General features: G+C 32.9%; 12 protein-coding genes. 7 read left to right on the forward strand and 5 right to left on the reverse strand.

Annotated features, from left to right (window positions below; translation table 11 throughout):
* Positions 1-39: 39 nt before the first annotated feature.
* Both ACXAHM_RS16705 and ACXAHM_RS16710 read left to right on the forward strand, forming a co-directional pair.
* Positions 40-3,009, forward strand: a complete 2,970-nt coding sequence (locus ACXAHM_RS16705; RefSeq protein WP_474962001.1) for a M16 family metallopeptidase — start codon at positions 40-42, stop codon at positions 3,007-3,009.
* 176 nt (positions 3,010-3,185) lie between these two features.
* Positions 3,186-4,496 (forward strand): lytic transglycosylase domain-containing protein, encoded by a 1,311-nt coding sequence (locus ACXAHM_RS16710; RefSeq protein ID WP_474962003.1) that lies wholly within the window; start codon positions 3,186-3,188, stop codon positions 4,494-4,496.
* A 69-nt stretch (positions 4,497-4,565) separates the two neighbouring features.
* Here ACXAHM_RS16710 and ACXAHM_RS16715 read toward each other — a convergent pair whose 3' ends face one another.
* A complete protein-coding gene (locus tag ACXAHM_RS16715; RefSeq protein ID WP_474962007.1) occupies positions 4,566-4,700 on the reverse strand; it encodes a hypothetical protein in 135 nt (44 codons plus the stop codon).
* A 366-nt stretch (positions 4,701-5,066) separates the two neighbouring features.
* Between ACXAHM_RS16715 and ACXAHM_RS16720 the strand changes: the two genes are divergently transcribed.
* The 3 genes from ACXAHM_RS16720 (at position 5,067) to ACXAHM_RS16730 (ending at position 12,271) form a co-directional block, all read left to right on the forward strand.
* Positions 5,067-7,868: a TonB-dependent receptor gene (locus tag ACXAHM_RS16720; protein ID WP_474962009.1), complete on the forward strand. Its 2,802-nt coding sequence runs from the start codon at positions 5,067-5,069 to the stop codon at positions 7,866-7,868.
* A 176-nt stretch (positions 7,869-8,044) separates the two neighbouring features.
* Complete coding sequence (smc, locus tag ACXAHM_RS16725; RefSeq protein ID WP_474962012.1) at positions 8,045-11,653, forward strand: chromosome segregation protein SMC; 3,609 nt, start codon at positions 8,045-8,047, stop codon at positions 11,651-11,653.
* A gap of 168 nt (positions 11,654-11,821) precedes the next feature.
* Positions 11,822-12,271 carry a hypothetical protein gene (locus tag ACXAHM_RS16730; RefSeq protein ID WP_474962014.1) on the forward strand — a complete coding sequence of 150 codons (450 nt, stop codon included), beginning with the start codon at positions 11,822-11,824 and terminating at the stop codon, positions 12,269-12,271.
* Between the two features lie 320 nt (positions 12,272-12,591).
* Here ACXAHM_RS16730 and ACXAHM_RS16735 read toward each other — a convergent pair whose 3' ends face one another.
* A complete protein-coding gene (locus ACXAHM_RS16735; protein ID WP_474962017.1) occupies positions 12,592-13,545 on the reverse strand; it encodes an electron transfer flavoprotein subunit alpha/FixB family protein in 954 nt (317 codons plus the stop codon).
* Positions 13,546-13,590: 45 nt separating this feature from the next.
* The gene (locus ACXAHM_RS16740) at positions 13,591-14,322 is read right to left on the reverse strand and encodes an electron transfer flavoprotein subunit beta/FixA family protein (protein WP_474962021.1); all 732 of its coding nucleotides are present in this window, start codon (positions 14,320-14,322) and stop codon (positions 13,591-13,593) included.
* 281 nt (positions 14,323-14,603) lie between these two features.
* On the opposite strand from ACXAHM_RS16740, the gene ACXAHM_RS16745 reads away from it, so the two are divergent.
* Positions 14,604-15,158, forward strand: coding sequence for a ferritin (locus tag ACXAHM_RS16745; RefSeq protein ID WP_474962025.1), 555 nt, complete (start codon positions 14,604-14,606; stop codon positions 15,156-15,158).
* 46 nt (positions 15,159-15,204) lie between these two features.
* On the opposite strand, the gene pncA is transcribed toward ACXAHM_RS16745, so the two are convergent.
* Positions 15,205-15,816 (reverse strand): bifunctional nicotinamidase/pyrazinamidase, encoded by a 612-nt coding sequence (gene pncA / locus ACXAHM_RS16750; RefSeq protein ID WP_474962029.1) that lies wholly within the window; start codon positions 15,814-15,816, stop codon positions 15,205-15,207.
* A 137-nt stretch (positions 15,817-15,953) separates the two neighbouring features.
* Here pncA and ACXAHM_RS16755 point away from each other — a divergent pair, with 137 nt between their 5' ends.
* Positions 15,954-17,027 carry a M42 family metallopeptidase gene (locus tag ACXAHM_RS16755; protein WP_474962032.1) on the forward strand — a complete coding sequence of 358 codons (1,074 nt, stop codon included), beginning with the start codon at positions 15,954-15,956 and terminating at the stop codon, positions 17,025-17,027.
* 71 nt (positions 17,028-17,098) lie between these two features.
* Here ACXAHM_RS16755 and ACXAHM_RS16760 read toward each other — a convergent pair whose 3' ends face one another.
* Positions 17,099-17,530, reverse strand: coding sequence for a hypothetical protein (locus ACXAHM_RS16760; protein ID WP_474962036.1), 432 nt, complete (start codon positions 17,528-17,530; stop codon positions 17,099-17,101).
* Positions 17,531-17,546: the final 16 nt, after the last annotated feature.

Consider the following 17,546-nt stretch of genomic DNA (forward strand, 5'->3'; position numbering starts at 1 on the left):
ACAACTTCTCAATCAATTATATTCACAAATTAACCAAACATGACTTACACAAATGTCATTAAATCAGTACTCCTAGGGGGTGCTCTTTTATTTGGAGGTTGTAATGCCTCTGAAATGAGTACGGGTGATTCTGCATTTCCGTACAAAACAGTTAAAAATGATCCTTTAAACACTAGGATTTACACATTGGACAACGGATTAAAGGTGTATTTATCAGAATACAAAGATGCTCCAAGAATCCAAACGTACATTGCAGTAAAAGCTGGTGGTAAAAATGACCCTGCAACATCAACTGGTTTAGCTCACTACTTAGAGCATATCATGTTTAAAGGTACTTCTCAATTTGGTACTTTAGATTGGGCTCAGGAATCTGTTTATTTAGACAGTATTGAGAATATGTTCGAGCATTACAGAACATTGACTGACCCTCAAGAGAGAACTGACTATTATGCAAAAATTGATCAAGTATCAAATGATGCCTCTAAATTCTCAATTGCCAATGAATATGATCGTATGATCGGTATGATTGGTGCTAAAGGTACAAATGCCTACACTACTGAAGATCGTACTGTTTATGTAAATGATATTCCAGCAAACGAACTTAATCGTTGGTTAGAAATCGAATCTGATCGTTTCAAAGAAATTATTCCTCGTCTTTTCCATACAGAATTAGAAGCTGTTTATGAGGAAAAAAACAGAGCGTTGGACAATGATCAACGTAAAGTTTTTGAAGCAATGTTTACTTCATTGTTCCCTAATCACCCTTATGGAACACAAACAGTAATTGGTACTATTGATCACTTAAAGAATCCTTCGATTACGGAGATCAAAAAGTATTTCAATAAATATTACAGGCCTAACAATGTTGCGATTTGTTTGAGTGGAGATTTAGATCCGGACAAAACAATCGAACTAATCAATAAATACTTCGGTTCTTGGGAGCCAGGAGATATTCCAGAATTTAAATATGCTGAAGAAAAGCCTATCACTGCTCCTATCAAGAAGGAAGTTTTTGGCCCTCAAACAGGAATGGTATTCATGGGATACAGAATGCCTGGTTTGAAAACAAACTCTAGAGACCTATTAAAAGAGCAACTTTGTGATATGATCCTTGCTAATAGTAGTGCAGGATTAATTGACCTTGATTTAAATCAACAGCAAAAAGTATTGAATGCAAGTAGCTTTGTCTATCCATTCAATGATTATACAGTACATACTTTATATGCTATTCCAAGACAAGGACAAACATTAGAGGAAGCGCAAGCTTTACTAATTGGTGAGATTGATAAATTGAAATCAGGTGATTTCGAAGATTGGTTAATTGATGCAATTGTCAATGACTTCAAAAAATCAGAAATCAGAAAGTTAGAAAGCAACAATGCTCGTGCTGATGCCTTTGTTCAAGCCTTCACAAGAAATATTCCTTGGGAAAATTACATCGATGATATCGAGGAAATGCAGACGATTACAAAAGAGGAAATTGTAGCTTTCGCTAATGAAAATTACAATGATAACTATGTAGTTGTTTACAAACGTTCTGGCGAAGATCCTAATAAGCAAAAAGTTGATAAACCTTCTATTACTAAAGTTGAATTAAACAGAGGTAAGAAATCTGAATTCTTCAAGAACATTGAAGGACAAGAAGTTGAAGCTTTAAATCCATTATTCTTAGACTATGCAAAAGACATTCAAGAGTCTAAAATGAATAGTGATATTACTGTTCGTTACAAGAATAATGTTGAAAATGATTTATTCGAGTTATACTATATCATCAATGTAGGTAAAGACACAGACCCTACATTAAGTACTGCTATCCAATACTTAGAATATCTTGGTACTGATAAAATGACTTCAGCACAAATCAAACAAGAATTTTACAAGTTAGGTGCTGGATTTAGTGTAAATACTTCTTCTGATCAAGTATATGTTTCATTAAATGGACTTACAGAAAATATGGTTCCTGCAATGAAGCTATTTGAAGACTTATTGAACAATGCGAAAGCCGACGAATCTGTTCTTCAAAACATGATTGCTAACAAGAAGAAAGGTAGAGATGATACAAAGAAAAATAAAGGTGCTATCTTATTCACTGGTTTAATGAATTATGGTTTATATGGTAACAATAACCCTGTAACAAATGATTTATCAAACCAAGAATTAGATCTAATTAAGCCTGAAGATTTAATCTCTAGAATTCATAAGTTGACAAAAATGGAGCATAGAGTATTATACTATGGTCCTGAGTCATTAAATGATGTTGTAGCAACTTTAAATGCTGAGCACAAAGTACCTGAAACATTACAGCCGGTTCCAACTGCAAGAGAATTCTATATCAAAGATGTAGAGCAACCTAAAGTATATTGGTCTCATTACGATATGGTTCAAGCTGAGGTTATTTTCTTAGCAAAAGGTCAAAAATACGACCCTAAACGTATTGCTGCAGCGACTTTATTCAACGAGTACTTTGGTGGTAGTATGAACGCTATTGTATTCCAAGAAATGCGTGAAGCACAAGGTTTAGCGTACTCTGTATTTAGTAGATATGGTGTTGCTTCAGAAAAAGATAAAAACGATTATACTTTAGCATATATCGGTACACAATCTGATAAGTTAACAGAAGCAATGGCAGGAATGAAAAATCTATTAGAGAATCCTCCTAAAAATGATCAATCATTCGAAGCTGCTAAAAAAGCTATCTTAAGTAAATTGGAAAGTGAGCGTATCACAAAAAGCCGTGTTTTATTTAACTATGAAACTGCTTTGAAAAAAGGTAACGATCATGATGTTCGTAAAGATGTTTACACTGCGATCAAAACAATGACTATGGATGATGTAATGAAATTCCACGCTGACTTTATCAAAGGAAAGAATTACAATGTTTGTGTTGTTGGTGACCGTTCTAAATTAGATATGGAAACACTTGCAAAATATGGTGAAGTACAAGAACTATCTCTTAATGATTTATTTGGCTATGATAATAAGCCAAGAGTATCACAAGAAGTAAAATAATTGTAATTTTCAAAGAAAGAAGGTCATTCTAGCTATAGAATGGCCTTTTTTTATGTTAATGGGTATGAAGCTATTGAACTATTTACGTTCTAATAAGTACCTATTCCTTAATCATTGTTTGATAATATTTATAATAAGCAATATCTTTATTATCTAATTATTGAATTAACTCTAATATGAAACCTGGCAAATATCTATTAAGTATTCTTCTGAGTATCTTCTTTGCTCATACAACATTTGCAGAAACTACCGTTACTTTACCTAGCTCATTTGAATTAATGGGATCTAATGTGGTAATCACAAAAGGTGGTATGAGTAAGATCATGGTGAAATACAACAGCTTAACAAGATCACAAAAACATTACGATATCCTTTTAGAGAGGTGTAACACTTATTTCCCATATATCGCTAGAGAATTACAAACTAGAGGTGTTCCTGAAGAATTTAAATTTTTAGCACTTCAAGAGTCTCTGTTGGATGGCAATGCCATTTCAAATGCTAAACCTCCAGCTGTTGGTTTTTGGCAATTCAAAGATTTTACAGCAAAAGAAAGAGGGATGGTTATCAATAGAAATATTGATGAACGAAAAAATGTTGTAGCGGCAAGCATTGGTGCAGCAGATTACCTTTCAAAAAATCATTATTACTTAGGAAACTGGTTTTATGCTATGATTTCTTATCATGATGGACTTGGAGGAGCTAAAAAGTATATTAAACAAAATCGTTTAAATTACTATTCTAATGTTACGATCACTGATAAAACACACCCTTATGTAATTCACTATTTAGCGCACTATTTTGCCTTTAAGGATCAAGTTGGAAAAGATAAAAATCATACTGTATTGATAGAATTACCAACTAATGGATATTCTTTATCTCAAGTTTCTAAATTTACAGGGCAACCATTAACTATTTTATCTAATAATAATATTTGGTTATCAGGAAGCTACATTCCGGAGGATAAAGTTTATTCAGTAATGATTGAAGCCAAGCCTAATGAAATTAATCAAATGGTAGCGAAGTTGTCTCCTTATGCTAAAACTAGAAAAACAAGAGCACCAAGAGCAATGTTCCAATTCTATGCTGATAGTATCAAAGATGATTATCCTTTTGTAGTATTCAAAGCAACTGAGAAAGAGGATCAAAAATATGAATTTGCAAGAATTAATGGTGTTGATGCTGTGATCATAAAGAAAGAAATGACGCAAAAGGAATTAGTTTCAGCTTTAGGAAAAGAGACAATATCGAAAGGTAAATTAAAGAAGTATAATTATATCAAAGGCAAAGATACATTAATCAAGGATCGACATTATTATATCTCTCCTTTACCTTCTTCCATTCCTGTTTCTTATCATATTATGCAACAAGATGAAACATTAGATTATATCGCTATTAAATATGGCATTGATCTAAAAGCATTGATGAAAATTAATGATGTATCAAATGATGATGAAGTTAAAGTAGGTGACAAAATCTACTTTAATTAAATCTTAGTTACTACAAATAAAGGCTGTCTCTTAACTATAAGGGACAGCCTTTTTCATCAATGAAGATTATTAATCATTTAGATTGTAAGACTTTGATAACATTTTCTGTTTAGTTACTTCTAATTGGGCAAGCATTAGTTTGTCTAAGTAACTTGTCTTTTTTTGTGGCTTCATTGAAGAGTCTTCTGTTTTTACTTTAGCCATTGACTGCTTCATGTTGATACAATTGATAGTTTTCGTAACGTTAATTCACTGTGTTTATGCAAACTATAGATTAATCTACAAAAATCAAAAAGAAAATTGGGTGAACGTATCAAGAATACGTTGTATCAAAAGATCTTTGTGATACTTTTTATTAATTAAAAAGATTATCCGCAGAAAAGTCATACCTCATAGGTGTGACTTTTTATATTAATCTAGCGTTTAAGAGTAATTAAAATAAGAAATCCACAATTAACATTCCATCCTTTTTCAAGATCCATTTATCATCTATTCTTCATACTAAGAAAATACCCAAATAATATTTGTGCTGTTCTTTTGTAACATCAACAATTTTTCAATTAAAGCACAATGAAACATCTTATTAAACTATTCATTTTAACTCTTTTAGTTAATTACTCTTCTCACATCTATGCTCAAAATGCTTCACTTTCAGGAGTAATAGTAGATGAAAACGACTTGCCTCTTATAGGTGCTACTGTACGTGTAATCGATCATGAACATTTAGGAACATTAACAAATGCATCTGGTAATTTCATATTAGTAAATATTCCATCTGGTCAACAAGAAATCGAAATTTCATATCTAGGTTTTGAAACTTATTCTACTAAACTAGATTTGAAAGAAAATGAGCAAGCTAATTTACAAGTTATCAAAATGAAAGGCAGTATCATCTTAGGTGATGAAGTTGTTATCCTTGGAACGAACTTACAAGGTCAAGCAAAAGCTTTAGGCCAACAAAAAAATGCAAATAACATTGTAAATGTTATCAGTGCAGATCAAGTAGGTAAATTTCCAGATTCTAATGTTGGAGATGCTCTAAAACGTGTACCCGGAATCACTATGCAGTATGATCAAGGAGAGGCAAGATTTGGCTTGATTAGAGGAACTTCTCCTGATTTGAGTTCTATAACAATAAATGGTGAAAGAGTCCCTTCTGCGGAGGGGGAAACAAGAGCTGTTCAGTTAGACCTTATCCCTGCTGATATGGTACAATCAATAGAAGTTTCTAAAACATTGACTCCTGATATGGATGCTGATGCTATTGGAGGTTCAGCTAACTTAGTTTTAAGATCCGCTCCGAATAACCTTAGAATATCAGGAACATTAGGCACAGGTTATAATTTTTTATCTGAAAAACCAATGCTGAATGGAGCTGTCGTAATTGGTAATCGATTCTTTAATGACAAATTAGGCGTAATTGTTAGTGGATCATATTTTGATCATAAATTAGGTTCTCACAATATTGAAGCAGAATGGGATAATGAAGATAATCCTGAAATGACTGATTATCAAATCAGAACTTATGATGTAGATCGTATTAGAAGAAGTCTTTCAACAACATTAGATTATCAACTAGGTACTAATTCTAAAATTTATATTAGCGGTATTTATAATCATAGAGATGATAAAGAAAATAGATATAGACTTCGTTATAAAGATATTGAATCAAATGGTGATGGTACTTATTCTGCTGAAATTAGAAGACAAACAAAAGGAGGAATTGACAACAACAATGTTCAAAATACTCGTTTAGAAGATCAAAGAACTTATAATGTAACTCTAGGTGGTGAACATTTAATATCAAACCGTTTCAAATTAGATTGGTCAGGTACTCTTGCAAAAGCATCTGAAGAGAGACCTAATGAGAGATATATAAGTTGGAGACAAAAAGATGTTGTCTTAACACAAGACCTTTCTAACCCTGAAAAACCTTTTATAGCTGACAACGGTGCCGGAGAACAATATGGAAGTTTTGATTTAAAGGAGATAACTGAAGAATTCCAATACACAGAAGAAATTGATCAAAATGCAAAAATCAATTTGGAAATTCCTTTAAACAATACAAAAAACAAAAGTATCATTAAAATTGGTGCTAGATATAGAGGAAAGGAAAAAATGAGGGAAAATAGCTACTCAGAATTCGCTCCAATCAATGATAATGAAAATAACTTCGGAGTGATGACTGATCAACCACTAAAAGACCAAACAAGAGATCCTTTTTTAGCAGGTAATCAATATAAATCTGGAAGTTTTACAAATCCAACTGCTTTAGGCAAATATGCATTAAACAATACCTCTCTTTTTGAAGAAAGTGATTTACCAGAGGAATATTTAGGAGGTAATTACACAGCAAAAGAACAAATTACTGCTGGATATGCAATGATAAAGCAAAGTTTAGGAACAAAATGGTTTTTCATAGCTGGAGCTCGATTAGAACATACACAAGTAGATTATAAAGGGTATCAAGTAGAATTTGATGAAGAAGGAGATTTTGATCCAAATGCCACTTCAACTATTGAAGATACTCATAGTTATACTAATATTCTTCCATCAATTCAAGCTAGATATAACATTGATGAAAATACAATCATTAGAGCTGCTTGGACAAATACTTTGGCTAGACCTCGTTACTTTGATTTAGTTCCTTACAGACAAATAAGCAGAGAAGACAATGAATTATCAGAAGGAAATCCAGACTTGAACCCTACTACTTCTATGAATTTAGATCTAATGGGTGAGCATTACTTCCAATCTGTGGGTATTATTTCAGCAGGTATCTTTCATAAATCACTTAATGATTTTATTTACAACTATCAAGCTAGGAACTATGTAGATCCGGTAAGTGGAAATATTTACGATCGCTACTCTCAACCAAGAAATGGAGCTAAAGCAACTTTGACTGGTGTAGAATTCGCTTTCCAACGTCAATTAGATTTCCTTCCAGGTGTTTTAAAAGGTTTAGGGATTTACACAAATTATACTTACACAAAATCTCAAATACAAGATTTAGGAATCGAAGAACGAGAAAATGAAGAGTTAGCTTTACCTGGAACGGCACCTCACACAATCAACGGGTCATTATCTTTTGATTCGAAAAAAGTAAGCTTTAGAATATCATTAAATTACACTGCAGCTTACTTGGATGAATTAGGTGATGAAGCTTTTAAGGATAGATATTATGATCAACAATTATTCTTAGATGCTAATGCTTCTTATGTATTTAATGAAAAACTAAGATTATATGTAGAAGCAAATAACTTATTAAATACTCCTTTGAGATATTATCAAGGAAGTTCACAATATACTATGCAATCTGAATACTACAACGCAAGAGTGCAATTAGGATTGAAATTCGATCTTTCAAAATAAGCTAAATTCCACAACAAATATCTAAGTCTCGAGAGGTACAATTTTTAAAATTGTATCTCTTTTTTTTGCTTTTCACTTTTTCATTAAAGAACTCTAAAAATTAATAATTATCTTAGGCAAAATTGAATTATTACTATCTTGCAAACTTCTTAGAAGATTTTTTTATTGGGGACTAGATGTTATTAAGTAAACTAGAAATAAAAGGCTTTAAAAGCTTTGGAGAAAAAGTAACGCTAAACTTTGACAAAGGAATTACAGCTGTCGTTGGTCCAAACGGTAGTGGAAAATCCAATGTTGTAGATGCGATACGCTGGGTACTTGGCGAACAAAGTACAAAAGCACTGCGTTCTGAAAAAATGGACAACATCATCTTTAATGGTACTAAAAGTAGAAGACCATTGCAGATGGCGGAGGTTTATCTCACGTTTATTAATAACAAAAATCTTCTTCCCACAGAATATACTGAAGTTACTATTGGGCGTCGTTTTTACCGTTCTGGTGAAGGTGAGTACTCTCTAAATGGTGTTCCATGTCGTCTAAAAGATATTCATGGACTTTTCTTAGATACTGGTATTGGTTCGGATAGTTATGCAATCATCGAATTAAAAATGATTGATGAAATCCTAAACGATACTCAAAATGCTAGACGTACACTTTTTGAAGAAGCAGCTGGTATTTCTAAGTTCAAAAAAAGCAAGAAAGAAACCCTCAAAAAATTAAAAGATACTGACGCTGACTTGGAAAGGGTTGATGATTTACTTTTCGAAGTAGAGAAAAACATGCGTTCACTAGAACGACAAGCCAAGCAAGCTCAAAGATATATCAAGTTGAAAAAGACTTATAAAGAGTCGAGTATTCAACTTGCCCTTAAAAAGGTAGATTCTCAAGCCAAGGAATTGAATGAATTGGCAGACACAATGACGGCAAAAAATGAAGACCGTAATACTACAATCAAAACGATTGAGGAATTAGAAGCTTCTATTGCAAAAGAAAAGAAAGAATCTATTGATAAAGAAACACTCTTTGCTTCTCGCCAAAAAACTTTGAATGAACACATCCTAAAGATGCGTCAAATTGAAAGTGAAAAGAGAATTAAAGGAGAAAGAAAACGTTTTCTTGAGGAAAAAAGACAAACGTTAGAAACACAATCTACTCTCGACCGTGAAGCCGTAGCTCTTGCTCAACAAGGTATAGAAGGTTTACAAGTTCAGTTAGGTTCCATCGAAAGAATGGTCAATGAAACGGAAGCAGAATTAACGGCAACACAAAGAGAGAGAGATACACAAACGACAAAATCTGATGAACTTGAAGTACAAACTAAAGAGTTTGAGCAACAAGTAAAGAATAAACAATCAATCATTTTCCAATTAAAACAAAAAGTAGAAATCAATGAAGTTCAACTTTCTGCTTTAAAACAAGAATTGGAACGTGCTCATGTGGAGTCATCAGAAAAATCTTCAAGTTTAGAAGAATTTGATACTCAATTTGCTTCTTTAGAAGGTGAGCGATTGAGTGCCAATATGCAGTTTGAAGAGGTGAAAGAAAAAAATGATCTTCATCAGCAAAAAATTCAAACATGTAGAGAGGAATTAGAAACAATTAAAGACCGATCTTCAGAAATCTATCGTTCTCTTGATGCTAAAAGAAACGAACATGCCTTGACTAAATCTTTGGTTGATAATCTAGAAGGTTACCCTGAGGCGATTAAGTTTTTAAAGCAAGAGACTGATTGGGCAAAAGAGGCTCCAATGCTTTCGGATACATTACACTGTGATGAAGATTACCGAGTAGCAATTGAAGGCTACCTTGCTCCTTATTTGAATTACTTTGTTTTAGAAAATGAAGATGAAGCTTGGCGTGCCGTTAATTTATTAGAAGAAATGAAAAAGGGTAAAGCCAATTTCTTACTTCTTGATAAATTTCAAGGCTACTCTCCTTCTCCACGTAAAGCGATTGAAGATGCAATTCCTGCTATTGATGTAGTTGATTTTGATGATAAATATGGTTCTCTAATTACTTATCTATTAGACGGTGTTTATATCGTTCAACGCAATCAAAATAACTTACCTAAAAATGATAGTGTTATTTTGGTAACCAAAAATGGTAAAGCAATTCGTCGTAAATCTGCGATAACTGGAGGCTCTATTGGTTCTTTTGAAGGTAAATCTTTAGGTCGTATTAGACATTTAGAAAACCTGACGGAAGAAATTAAAACGTTAGAAAAAGAAGCAGAAGATATCCATATTCAAAAGGTGGAAAAGCAGGCGCTTCATAAAGAATTAATTCAAATTAATTTCCAGCATGAACTAGAAACTGCTCAACATACGCTACAAGTTGTTACACAAGAATTGATCAAAATTAAAACGCAAAAAGAAGAATTTGCGAAGTTCTTGGAAGCTAGTGCAAACAAAAGAGAAGAAATTCTAGAACGTATTGGTGATGCTGAAGTAGCCATCAGTGAAGGTAAACCTCAATTGGAAGATGAAAGCTATGCCTTAGAATATATGGTAGAGCAATTGGAGGAAATGCAAGAAAACCTTACGATTGAAAAAGAGAAAAAGACAGAGTTATCGAGTAAATACAACCAACTTCATATCACTTTCCTTCAACAAGAAAACCAATTCAATAGCTTACAAAAAGAAATTGATTTCAAAGATGAAGAGCTGGTAAAAGCTCAAAATCGTATTGATCAAAATATAGAAGAAATAGAGAAAGTTGAGAATGATTTGATGAGATCTGATTCTATGGATGAAGAAGGTGATCAACAATTACAACAACTTGAAATTGAAAAGCAAAATATAGAAAAAGGTGTTCTTGAAGCTGAACAAGCTTATCAAGATGCCAAAGATTTGATTTCTGATACTGAAGTTGATATCAAACTTAAGCAAGTTCATAAAGAAGAGATTGATCAAGAATTACTGAAAGCAAATGAGAGAATCAATGCATTGAGATTATCATTGACATCAGTAAAAGAAAAGATCGCTGTAGAATTTGAAGTGGATATCGAACAAATGCTTCTCTTTAAACCTGAAACGCCAGTATTGGATGAAGAAGGAAATGAAATCAAAAAAGAGGAAGAAGAGAATCCTTATGCTGATATGGATCTTTTGGAACTTGAAAGAGTATCAGAAGAATCAAAGCGTAAGCTAAATTCATTAGGAGCAATCAATCATACTGCTATTGATGCATTTAATGAAATTAAAGAAAGAAACTCATTTATACTCAGTCAAAGAGAAGATTTAAATAAAGCGAAGGAGCAATTACTTCAAACAATTGAAGACATTGATAATGTAGCTCAAGATAAGTTCATGAAAGCCTTTGTACAGATTCGTGAGAACTTTATGGAGGTATTTAGATCATTATTTACTGACGAAGACAACTGTGATCTTCGATTAGCTGATGATAGTGATCCATTGAATGCTAAAATTGAAATCTTGGCACAACCAAAAGGTAAACGTCCATTGACGATTAATCAGTTGTCAGGTGGTGAAAAAACACTCACAGCAACTGCTTTACTTTTTGCCATTTACCTTATTAAACCTGCTCCTTTCTGTATTTTTGATGAGGTTGATGCGCCATTAGATGACGCCAATGTGGATAAATTCAATAGAATTATCAATAAGTTCTCTTCTAACTCTCAATTTATCATCGTAACACACAACAAGAGAACTATGGCAAGTACAGATGTGATCTATGGTGTAACTATGATTGAGCAAGGTGTAACTACAGTTGTGCCAGTGGATATTAGGGATAGTCCTACATTGGATGCATTCACATCGAAATAGTCTCAGAATGAACATGTTACAATATTGATGTACATTACGTTCATTAACGAACATTTACATATCACTTAAATAAAAGGTAATTAACTCATAAACAGTTGATTACCTTTTATTTTATCATTTTTGAATAGAATAGATTGTTGTTTATCTAACTCTCATAAATCTATAAAAATGAAATACCGAGTCATTGCACTATCGTTTTTTTTATTCTCATTTACGCTACTTTCGTTCATTCCTGTTGACACTGATACTCTATTACCCAAAAGATCAAAAAATAAAAAGCAGGACAAAACAAGAAAAGGTGACAAATTAACCAAGGAATCAGATTGGCTATTTTATGCTGAAACAGCAAAGTATTACCTAGATAATGAGCAAAGTATAGAAGAAGTACTAGAGCTCATAGATCACAGTTTAGATCTACAAGTCAATGCTACAAACCTTGAAATCAAAGGAGATTATTATAGAAAAATTGGTGATCTACATACAGCTTTTGAACATTATCAAAAGGCTATACAATTATGTGTATTCGATATCAGTAAGAAATTCCAATTGAAAACTCTTCAAAATAAAGCACTGAATACCACAAAGTTGATTAAAAGAAAAAAAGAAATTGGCTTATAAAAACTGAACCTTACCATTTAGAATGGTAAGGTCCTTTATACGATTTTCATCAGTAGTTTTGCCAGAATGAGGAAAAAATATCCGACTAAGTCAAAAAAATCTTCATAAAAGACAATATATCCTTCGAAGTATTACAAATATAGGCAAGTATTAATAAATATCAATACCTCTCCAAAACATTAACAAATAAATCTTAAAAATAATTCGTTTTGATGCTTAGTTAGCAGAAAAACGCCTGATTCTTTACCCATTTTAAAGCAAAAAAAGACTCAATATCATCGTTGATATTGAGTCTCATTTATTAAGAATTAAACTAAGGTTTAATTTTGACTACTCTTTATAGCTTCAATTAATTTAGGAACTACTTCAAAAGCATCTCCTACTACACCATAATCTGCAGCCTTAAAGAAAGGTGCTTCAGGATCTTTATTGATGGCGACAATTACTTTAGATGAGTTTACCCCTGCCAAATGTTGGATTGCACCAGAAATACCAACAGCAATATACAATTGAGGAGCTACTTTAATACCTGTTTGTCCTACATGTTCATGATGTGGACGCCAATCCATATCTGAAACTGGCTTAGAACATGCTGTAGCTGCACCTAATGTAGAAGCTAGGTCTTCAATCATTTGCCAATTTTCAGGACCTTTCATACCTCTACCTGCTGAAACAACTAAATCTGCTTCAGGTAGTAAGATATCTCCTTCTTGCTTGTGAACACCAACTCTTTTCACCCCAAAATCAGCCTCATCAAATGCTACAGAAATTTCTTCTACTGACGCATCAGATCCCGACTCTTCTAAAGGAACGACATTTTTAGTTACTGTAAGTACTTTCTTTCCTTCAGGTACTTCAACATAGGCAAAAGCTTTACCAGTGAAAACACCTCTTTTTACAGTAAATCCATTGGATGTATCAGGTAATTCTTGAACGTTTGCGACAACACTCGCTCCCATTTTGATTGCTACTCTTGCTGCAACAGCATCAACCAAAGAAGAACGTGACATTATTACAGTTTCTGAACCTGCTTGGTCAGCTGCTTCAGCAATTAATTTTGCTGTTGCTGAAATCACACCATCATTTAATCGCTCATCAGAACAATGTAAAACTTTTGAGGCACCGTATTTACCAACACTAGCCAATTCCGAAGTATCAATACTTCCCATAGCTACTGCTGTAACTTCCCCTAATTTTGAACCATAAGCGACTGCTTCCAATGAAGACTTCTTGATAGCTCCATTATCCGCTTCTATAAATACTAATATTAACATTTCTATTTGATTATTTTATGTGTTAAGTCTAGATGATAAGTTGAATTAAAGTACGCGGGCTTCATTTTTTAATAAACCTACTAATTCATCCATTTGCTCTGCATCAACCATTTTACAAGCACCTTTTTCTTCAGGTAATTCGAATGATTTGTAAGTTGTCACACCGTCTACACTTACAGGATCTACAACTTGAAGAGGTTTTTTACGTGCCATCATAATTCCTCTCATGTTAGGAATTTTCCATTCTGCGATTGGTTCTTGACATCCTGCAACAAATGGCATAGCAACTTCTACATCTTCATGTCCACCTTCGATTTCACGGCTTAATTTCGCAGTTGATCCATCAACTTCAAGACGCATAGCTGGTGCAATTGATGGCCATCCCATTAATTCACCTACAAGACCATGAACTAATCCTGAGTTAAAATCTGAAGATTCTCTACCCATTAAGATCATGTCGTAGTTTTCACCTTTAGCATGTTCTACGATTTGTTTTGCTACGAATAATGAATCTGTTGGAGCTGCATTTACTCTTACAGCATTATCTGCTCCGATTGCTAATGCTTTTCTGATTGATGGTTCAGTGTCTACTTCTCCTACATTTAGTACTGTAACCGTACCTCCTGTTGCTTCTTTAATTTCAACAGCACGGGCTAATGCAAAGTCATCATATGGACCAATAATAAATTGAACTCCGTTTGTATCAAGCTTATTGTCAGCAAACTTGATCTTAGTAGTTGTGTCTGGTACATGACTAATGCAAACTAAAATTTTCATGTGTTATGTCGTTAATTGGTGTACTTTCTATAGACAGAAAGTATTGATTATCTTAAATTCGTTTTATTGGTATAGCTAAAATAGTATGCAAGCATACTATTTTGCAAATTTTATTTAGAATAAATATAAAAGAAATGTAGAAAAGTGCGAAATCACTTAAGTTTTAAACAAAATAGGCTACAAAAAATTATATTAACAGAAAGTTTGAAGAATTTGTACAACTTTTGTTTCACAAATTCAAAATCAAATATTCGATTATAATACACTCAAAAAATATAAAAATGGGAATTGCAAAGAAAAGGTTACAATCATCATTAGATAGCAAAGTAGAAGAAATGCTAAATCAACAAGTTCAATTGGAAGATCAATCTTCTCAATTTTACTTAAGTTTTGCATCATGGTGTGAGCGAGAAGGATATGTAAAGTCCGCAGAATTTTTATATGATCATGCTGAAGAAGAACGTCAACATATGTTGAAATTCTTTAAATATATTAATGCAGTAGGTGGACATGCTTTAGCAGCTGAAATTACTGCAGTACCACACGAATTTGAATCTTTAAGACAAGTATTCGAAATGGTATTAGAGCATGAAATTAAGGTAACAAAAGCGATCAATGAAATTGTAGACTGTTGTTTCCAAGCGAAAGATTTTTCTACTTTCCAATTCTTACAGTGGTTTGTAGCCGAACAAAGAGAAGAAGAAGAAACGGCTAGAACTATTTTAGATGCTTTTGATTTGATTGGAGAAGATAGCCCTCAAGGTTTATGGCTAATTGACCAAGAAATTGGTAGAATTGGTGGTGAACATGTCGACAGTGGTGAAGAGGAAGCTTAATAATATAAATAAGGGTAATGATATTGAAATCATTACCCTTATTTTTTTATATTTCATTACTTGAAACCACCTTAATTCCCGATACTTTCATATCAATGATAGCATTCTCAACATCATTTTCTTTAAGGTTTACTCCTTTCGTTGCATCTTCAATTAGAAAAGTTTTAAAACCACAAGATTTTGCATCAAGTGCAGTATATTTCACACAATAATCTGTAGCTAGCCCTGTGATATAAACCTCTTCTACTTCTTTACTTTTTAGATAATCATTTAACCCCGTATCTTTCCTTTTATCATTATCAAAGAAAGCACTGTAACTATCTATTCCTATATCTGTCCCTTTCTTATAAACTGCATCAATGTGCGTAGTATCTAATGCTGAGACAAACTCAGCTCCATTGGATTCTTGAACACAATGTACTGGCCATAAAATTTGAGGAAGTCCATTTAAATCAATTATTTGACCTATTTCTTTTCCCTCATGGTTTTCTGCAAAACTAAGATGTCCTTTAGGATGCCAATCTTTAGTCGCAATAACTAAGTCGAACTTTGGAGCTAATTTATTTATAATTGGTATAATTTGATCACCATCAGGTACAGCCAATGCTCCACCTGGAATGAAGTCATTCTGTACGTCCACAACTAACAATGCGCGCATTTCAATATTTCTTGATTAAATAACAAGACAATTTACAACATCCTTTAAAAAAAAGCACTAAAAAATGTTCTTAGAATAAATGTATTAATGTAACTTAGTTAGAGATATATTACTTATTAGATAAATAGAATAAAACAATGGACCAAAAAAGTAAAGACTTTTTATACAAATACCTAAATAACCCATCTCCAACTGGACATGAAGCCGAAGGTCAAAAAATTTGGCTAGATTATATTAAACCTTATGTCGATACATCATATGTAGACAATTATGGTACAGCTGTAGGTGTTGTTAACCCTGAAGCTCCTTACAAAGTAGTTATTGAAGCTCATGCTGACGAAATCAGTTGGTATGTCAATTATATTACTGCAGAAGGTTACATTTATGTAATTAGAAATGGAGGATCAGATCATCAAATTGCTCCTTCAAAAAGAGTTTTACTACATGGTGAAAATGGAGTTGTAGAAGGTGTTTTTGGATGGCCTGCTATTCATACAAGAAAAGCTGGAAAAGAGGCAAGTCCTACACTTGAAAATATTTTTATTGATGTAGGAGCTGCTTCAAAAGAAGAAGTAGAAGAAATGGGAATTTTTGTAGGTACTGTAATTACTTATGAAGATGAACTTAGAGAACTAAATAAAGGACGTTATTTCTCTGGAAGAGCTTTAGACAATAGAATCGGTGGATTTATGATTGCAGAAGTAGCTCGACGTTTAAAAGAAGAAAAACATGATGTTCCATTTGGTCTATATGTAGTAAATGCTGTTCAAGAAGAAGTTGGTTTAAGAGGAGCTGAGATGATCACTCAAACCATTAAACCAAATGTCGCTATCGTTACTGATGTATGCCATGATTCTTCAGCGCCAATGTATAATAAGCAACTAGAGGGTGATACTAAGGGTGGTAATGGACCTGTATTGACTTTTGCTCCTGCTGTTCAAAATAACTTATTGAAGATGTTAATCCATACTGCAAAGGAAAAAGAAATTCCTTTCCAGAGAGCTGCATCTTCAAGAGTAACAGGAACAGATACTGATGCTTTTGCTTATTCTAATGGTGGAGTTCCATCTGCACTAATTTCATTACCATTAAAATATATGCATACAACAGTAGAAACTGCACATGCTGATGATATTGAAAATACAATTAAGTTAATGCAAGAGTTCTTAATGCAATTACCAAATGAACACGATTTTAGATATATCAAATAATCTAAAAATAAAGGCATAAAAAAACACCTCTTTTAAATGATTTAAAGAGGTGTTTTTTTGATAGAATAAAATTATTGTTTTTTCCCTTCAACAACATTTGGCATTGATAAATTACCGTTGCTTTTAGAGACAATTACATTGATTTTATTCATTTTATTTTTCTTAAGCTTACCGCTTTTCAAACCATCTTCACTTACCAAACTTCCTTTCTTTGCTGAAATATAGTAAGCTTTTTCAGCCAATCCTTTTGTAAATTTCACACGACCATTGCTATTTGTTTTAGTCTTAGGTTTAATCGCATTTACTTCATCAAAAGCATCGTCTTCATTTTGGTATAAAAGTACTTCAGCACCTTCTACTACATTTCCTTTTTCATCCAAGACAGTCACTTGAAGACCAATTAATGCAAATGGTTCTTCAGTAGTCGATGGAGCATTAAAACTCGAAGTCAGGAAGACAAGGAATACCCCAGTAATAATTGAAAGTATGTTAGTTAATTTCATAAGAATTAAATTATAA

Source organism: Flammeovirga sp. AWQ4_249 (assembly GCF_056161045.1).

Bases quoted from the DNA above. Each gene is read 5' to 3' on its own strand.
- ACXAHM_RS16705 (WP_474962001.1), top strand. From the start codon at position 40: ATGACTTACACAAATGTCATTAAATCAGTACTCCTAGGGGGTGCTCTT.
- ACXAHM_RS16755 (WP_474962032.1), top strand. From the start codon at position 15,954: ATGGACCAAAAAAGTAAAGACTTTTTATACAAATACCTAAATAACCCA.
- ACXAHM_RS16730 (WP_474962014.1), top strand. From the start codon at position 11,822: ATGAAATACCGAGTCATTGCACTATCGTTTTTTTTATTCTCATTTACG.
- pncA (WP_474962029.1), bottom strand. From the start codon at position 15,816: ATGCGCGCATTGTTAGTTGTGGACGTACAGAATGACTTCATTCCAGGT.
- ACXAHM_RS16740 (WP_474962021.1), bottom strand. From the start codon at position 14,322: ATGAAAATTTTAGTTTGCATTAGTCATGTACCAGACACAACTACTAAG.
- ACXAHM_RS16735 (WP_474962017.1), bottom strand. From the start codon at position 13,545: ATGTTAATATTAGTATTTATAGAAGCGGATAATGGAGCTATCAAGAAG.
- smc (WP_474962012.1), top strand. From the start codon at position 8,045: ATGTTATTAAGTAAACTAGAAATAAAAGGCTTTAAAAGCTTTGGAGAA.
- ACXAHM_RS16715 (WP_474962007.1), bottom strand. From the start codon at position 4,700: ATGGCTAAAGTAAAAACAGAAGACTCTTCAATGAAGCCACAAAAAAAG.
- ACXAHM_RS16710 (WP_474962003.1), top strand. From the start codon at position 3,186: ATGAAACCTGGCAAATATCTATTAAGTATTCTTCTGAGTATCTTCTTT.
- ACXAHM_RS16760 (WP_474962036.1), bottom strand. From the start codon at position 17,530: ATGAAATTAACTAACATACTTTCAATTATTACTGGGGTATTCCTTGTC.
- ACXAHM_RS16745 (WP_474962025.1), top strand. From the start codon at position 14,604: ATGGGAATTGCAAAGAAAAGGTTACAATCATCATTAGATAGCAAAGTA.
- ACXAHM_RS16720 (WP_474962009.1), top strand. From the start codon at position 5,067: ATGAAACATCTTATTAAACTATTCATTTTAACTCTTTTAGTTAATTAC.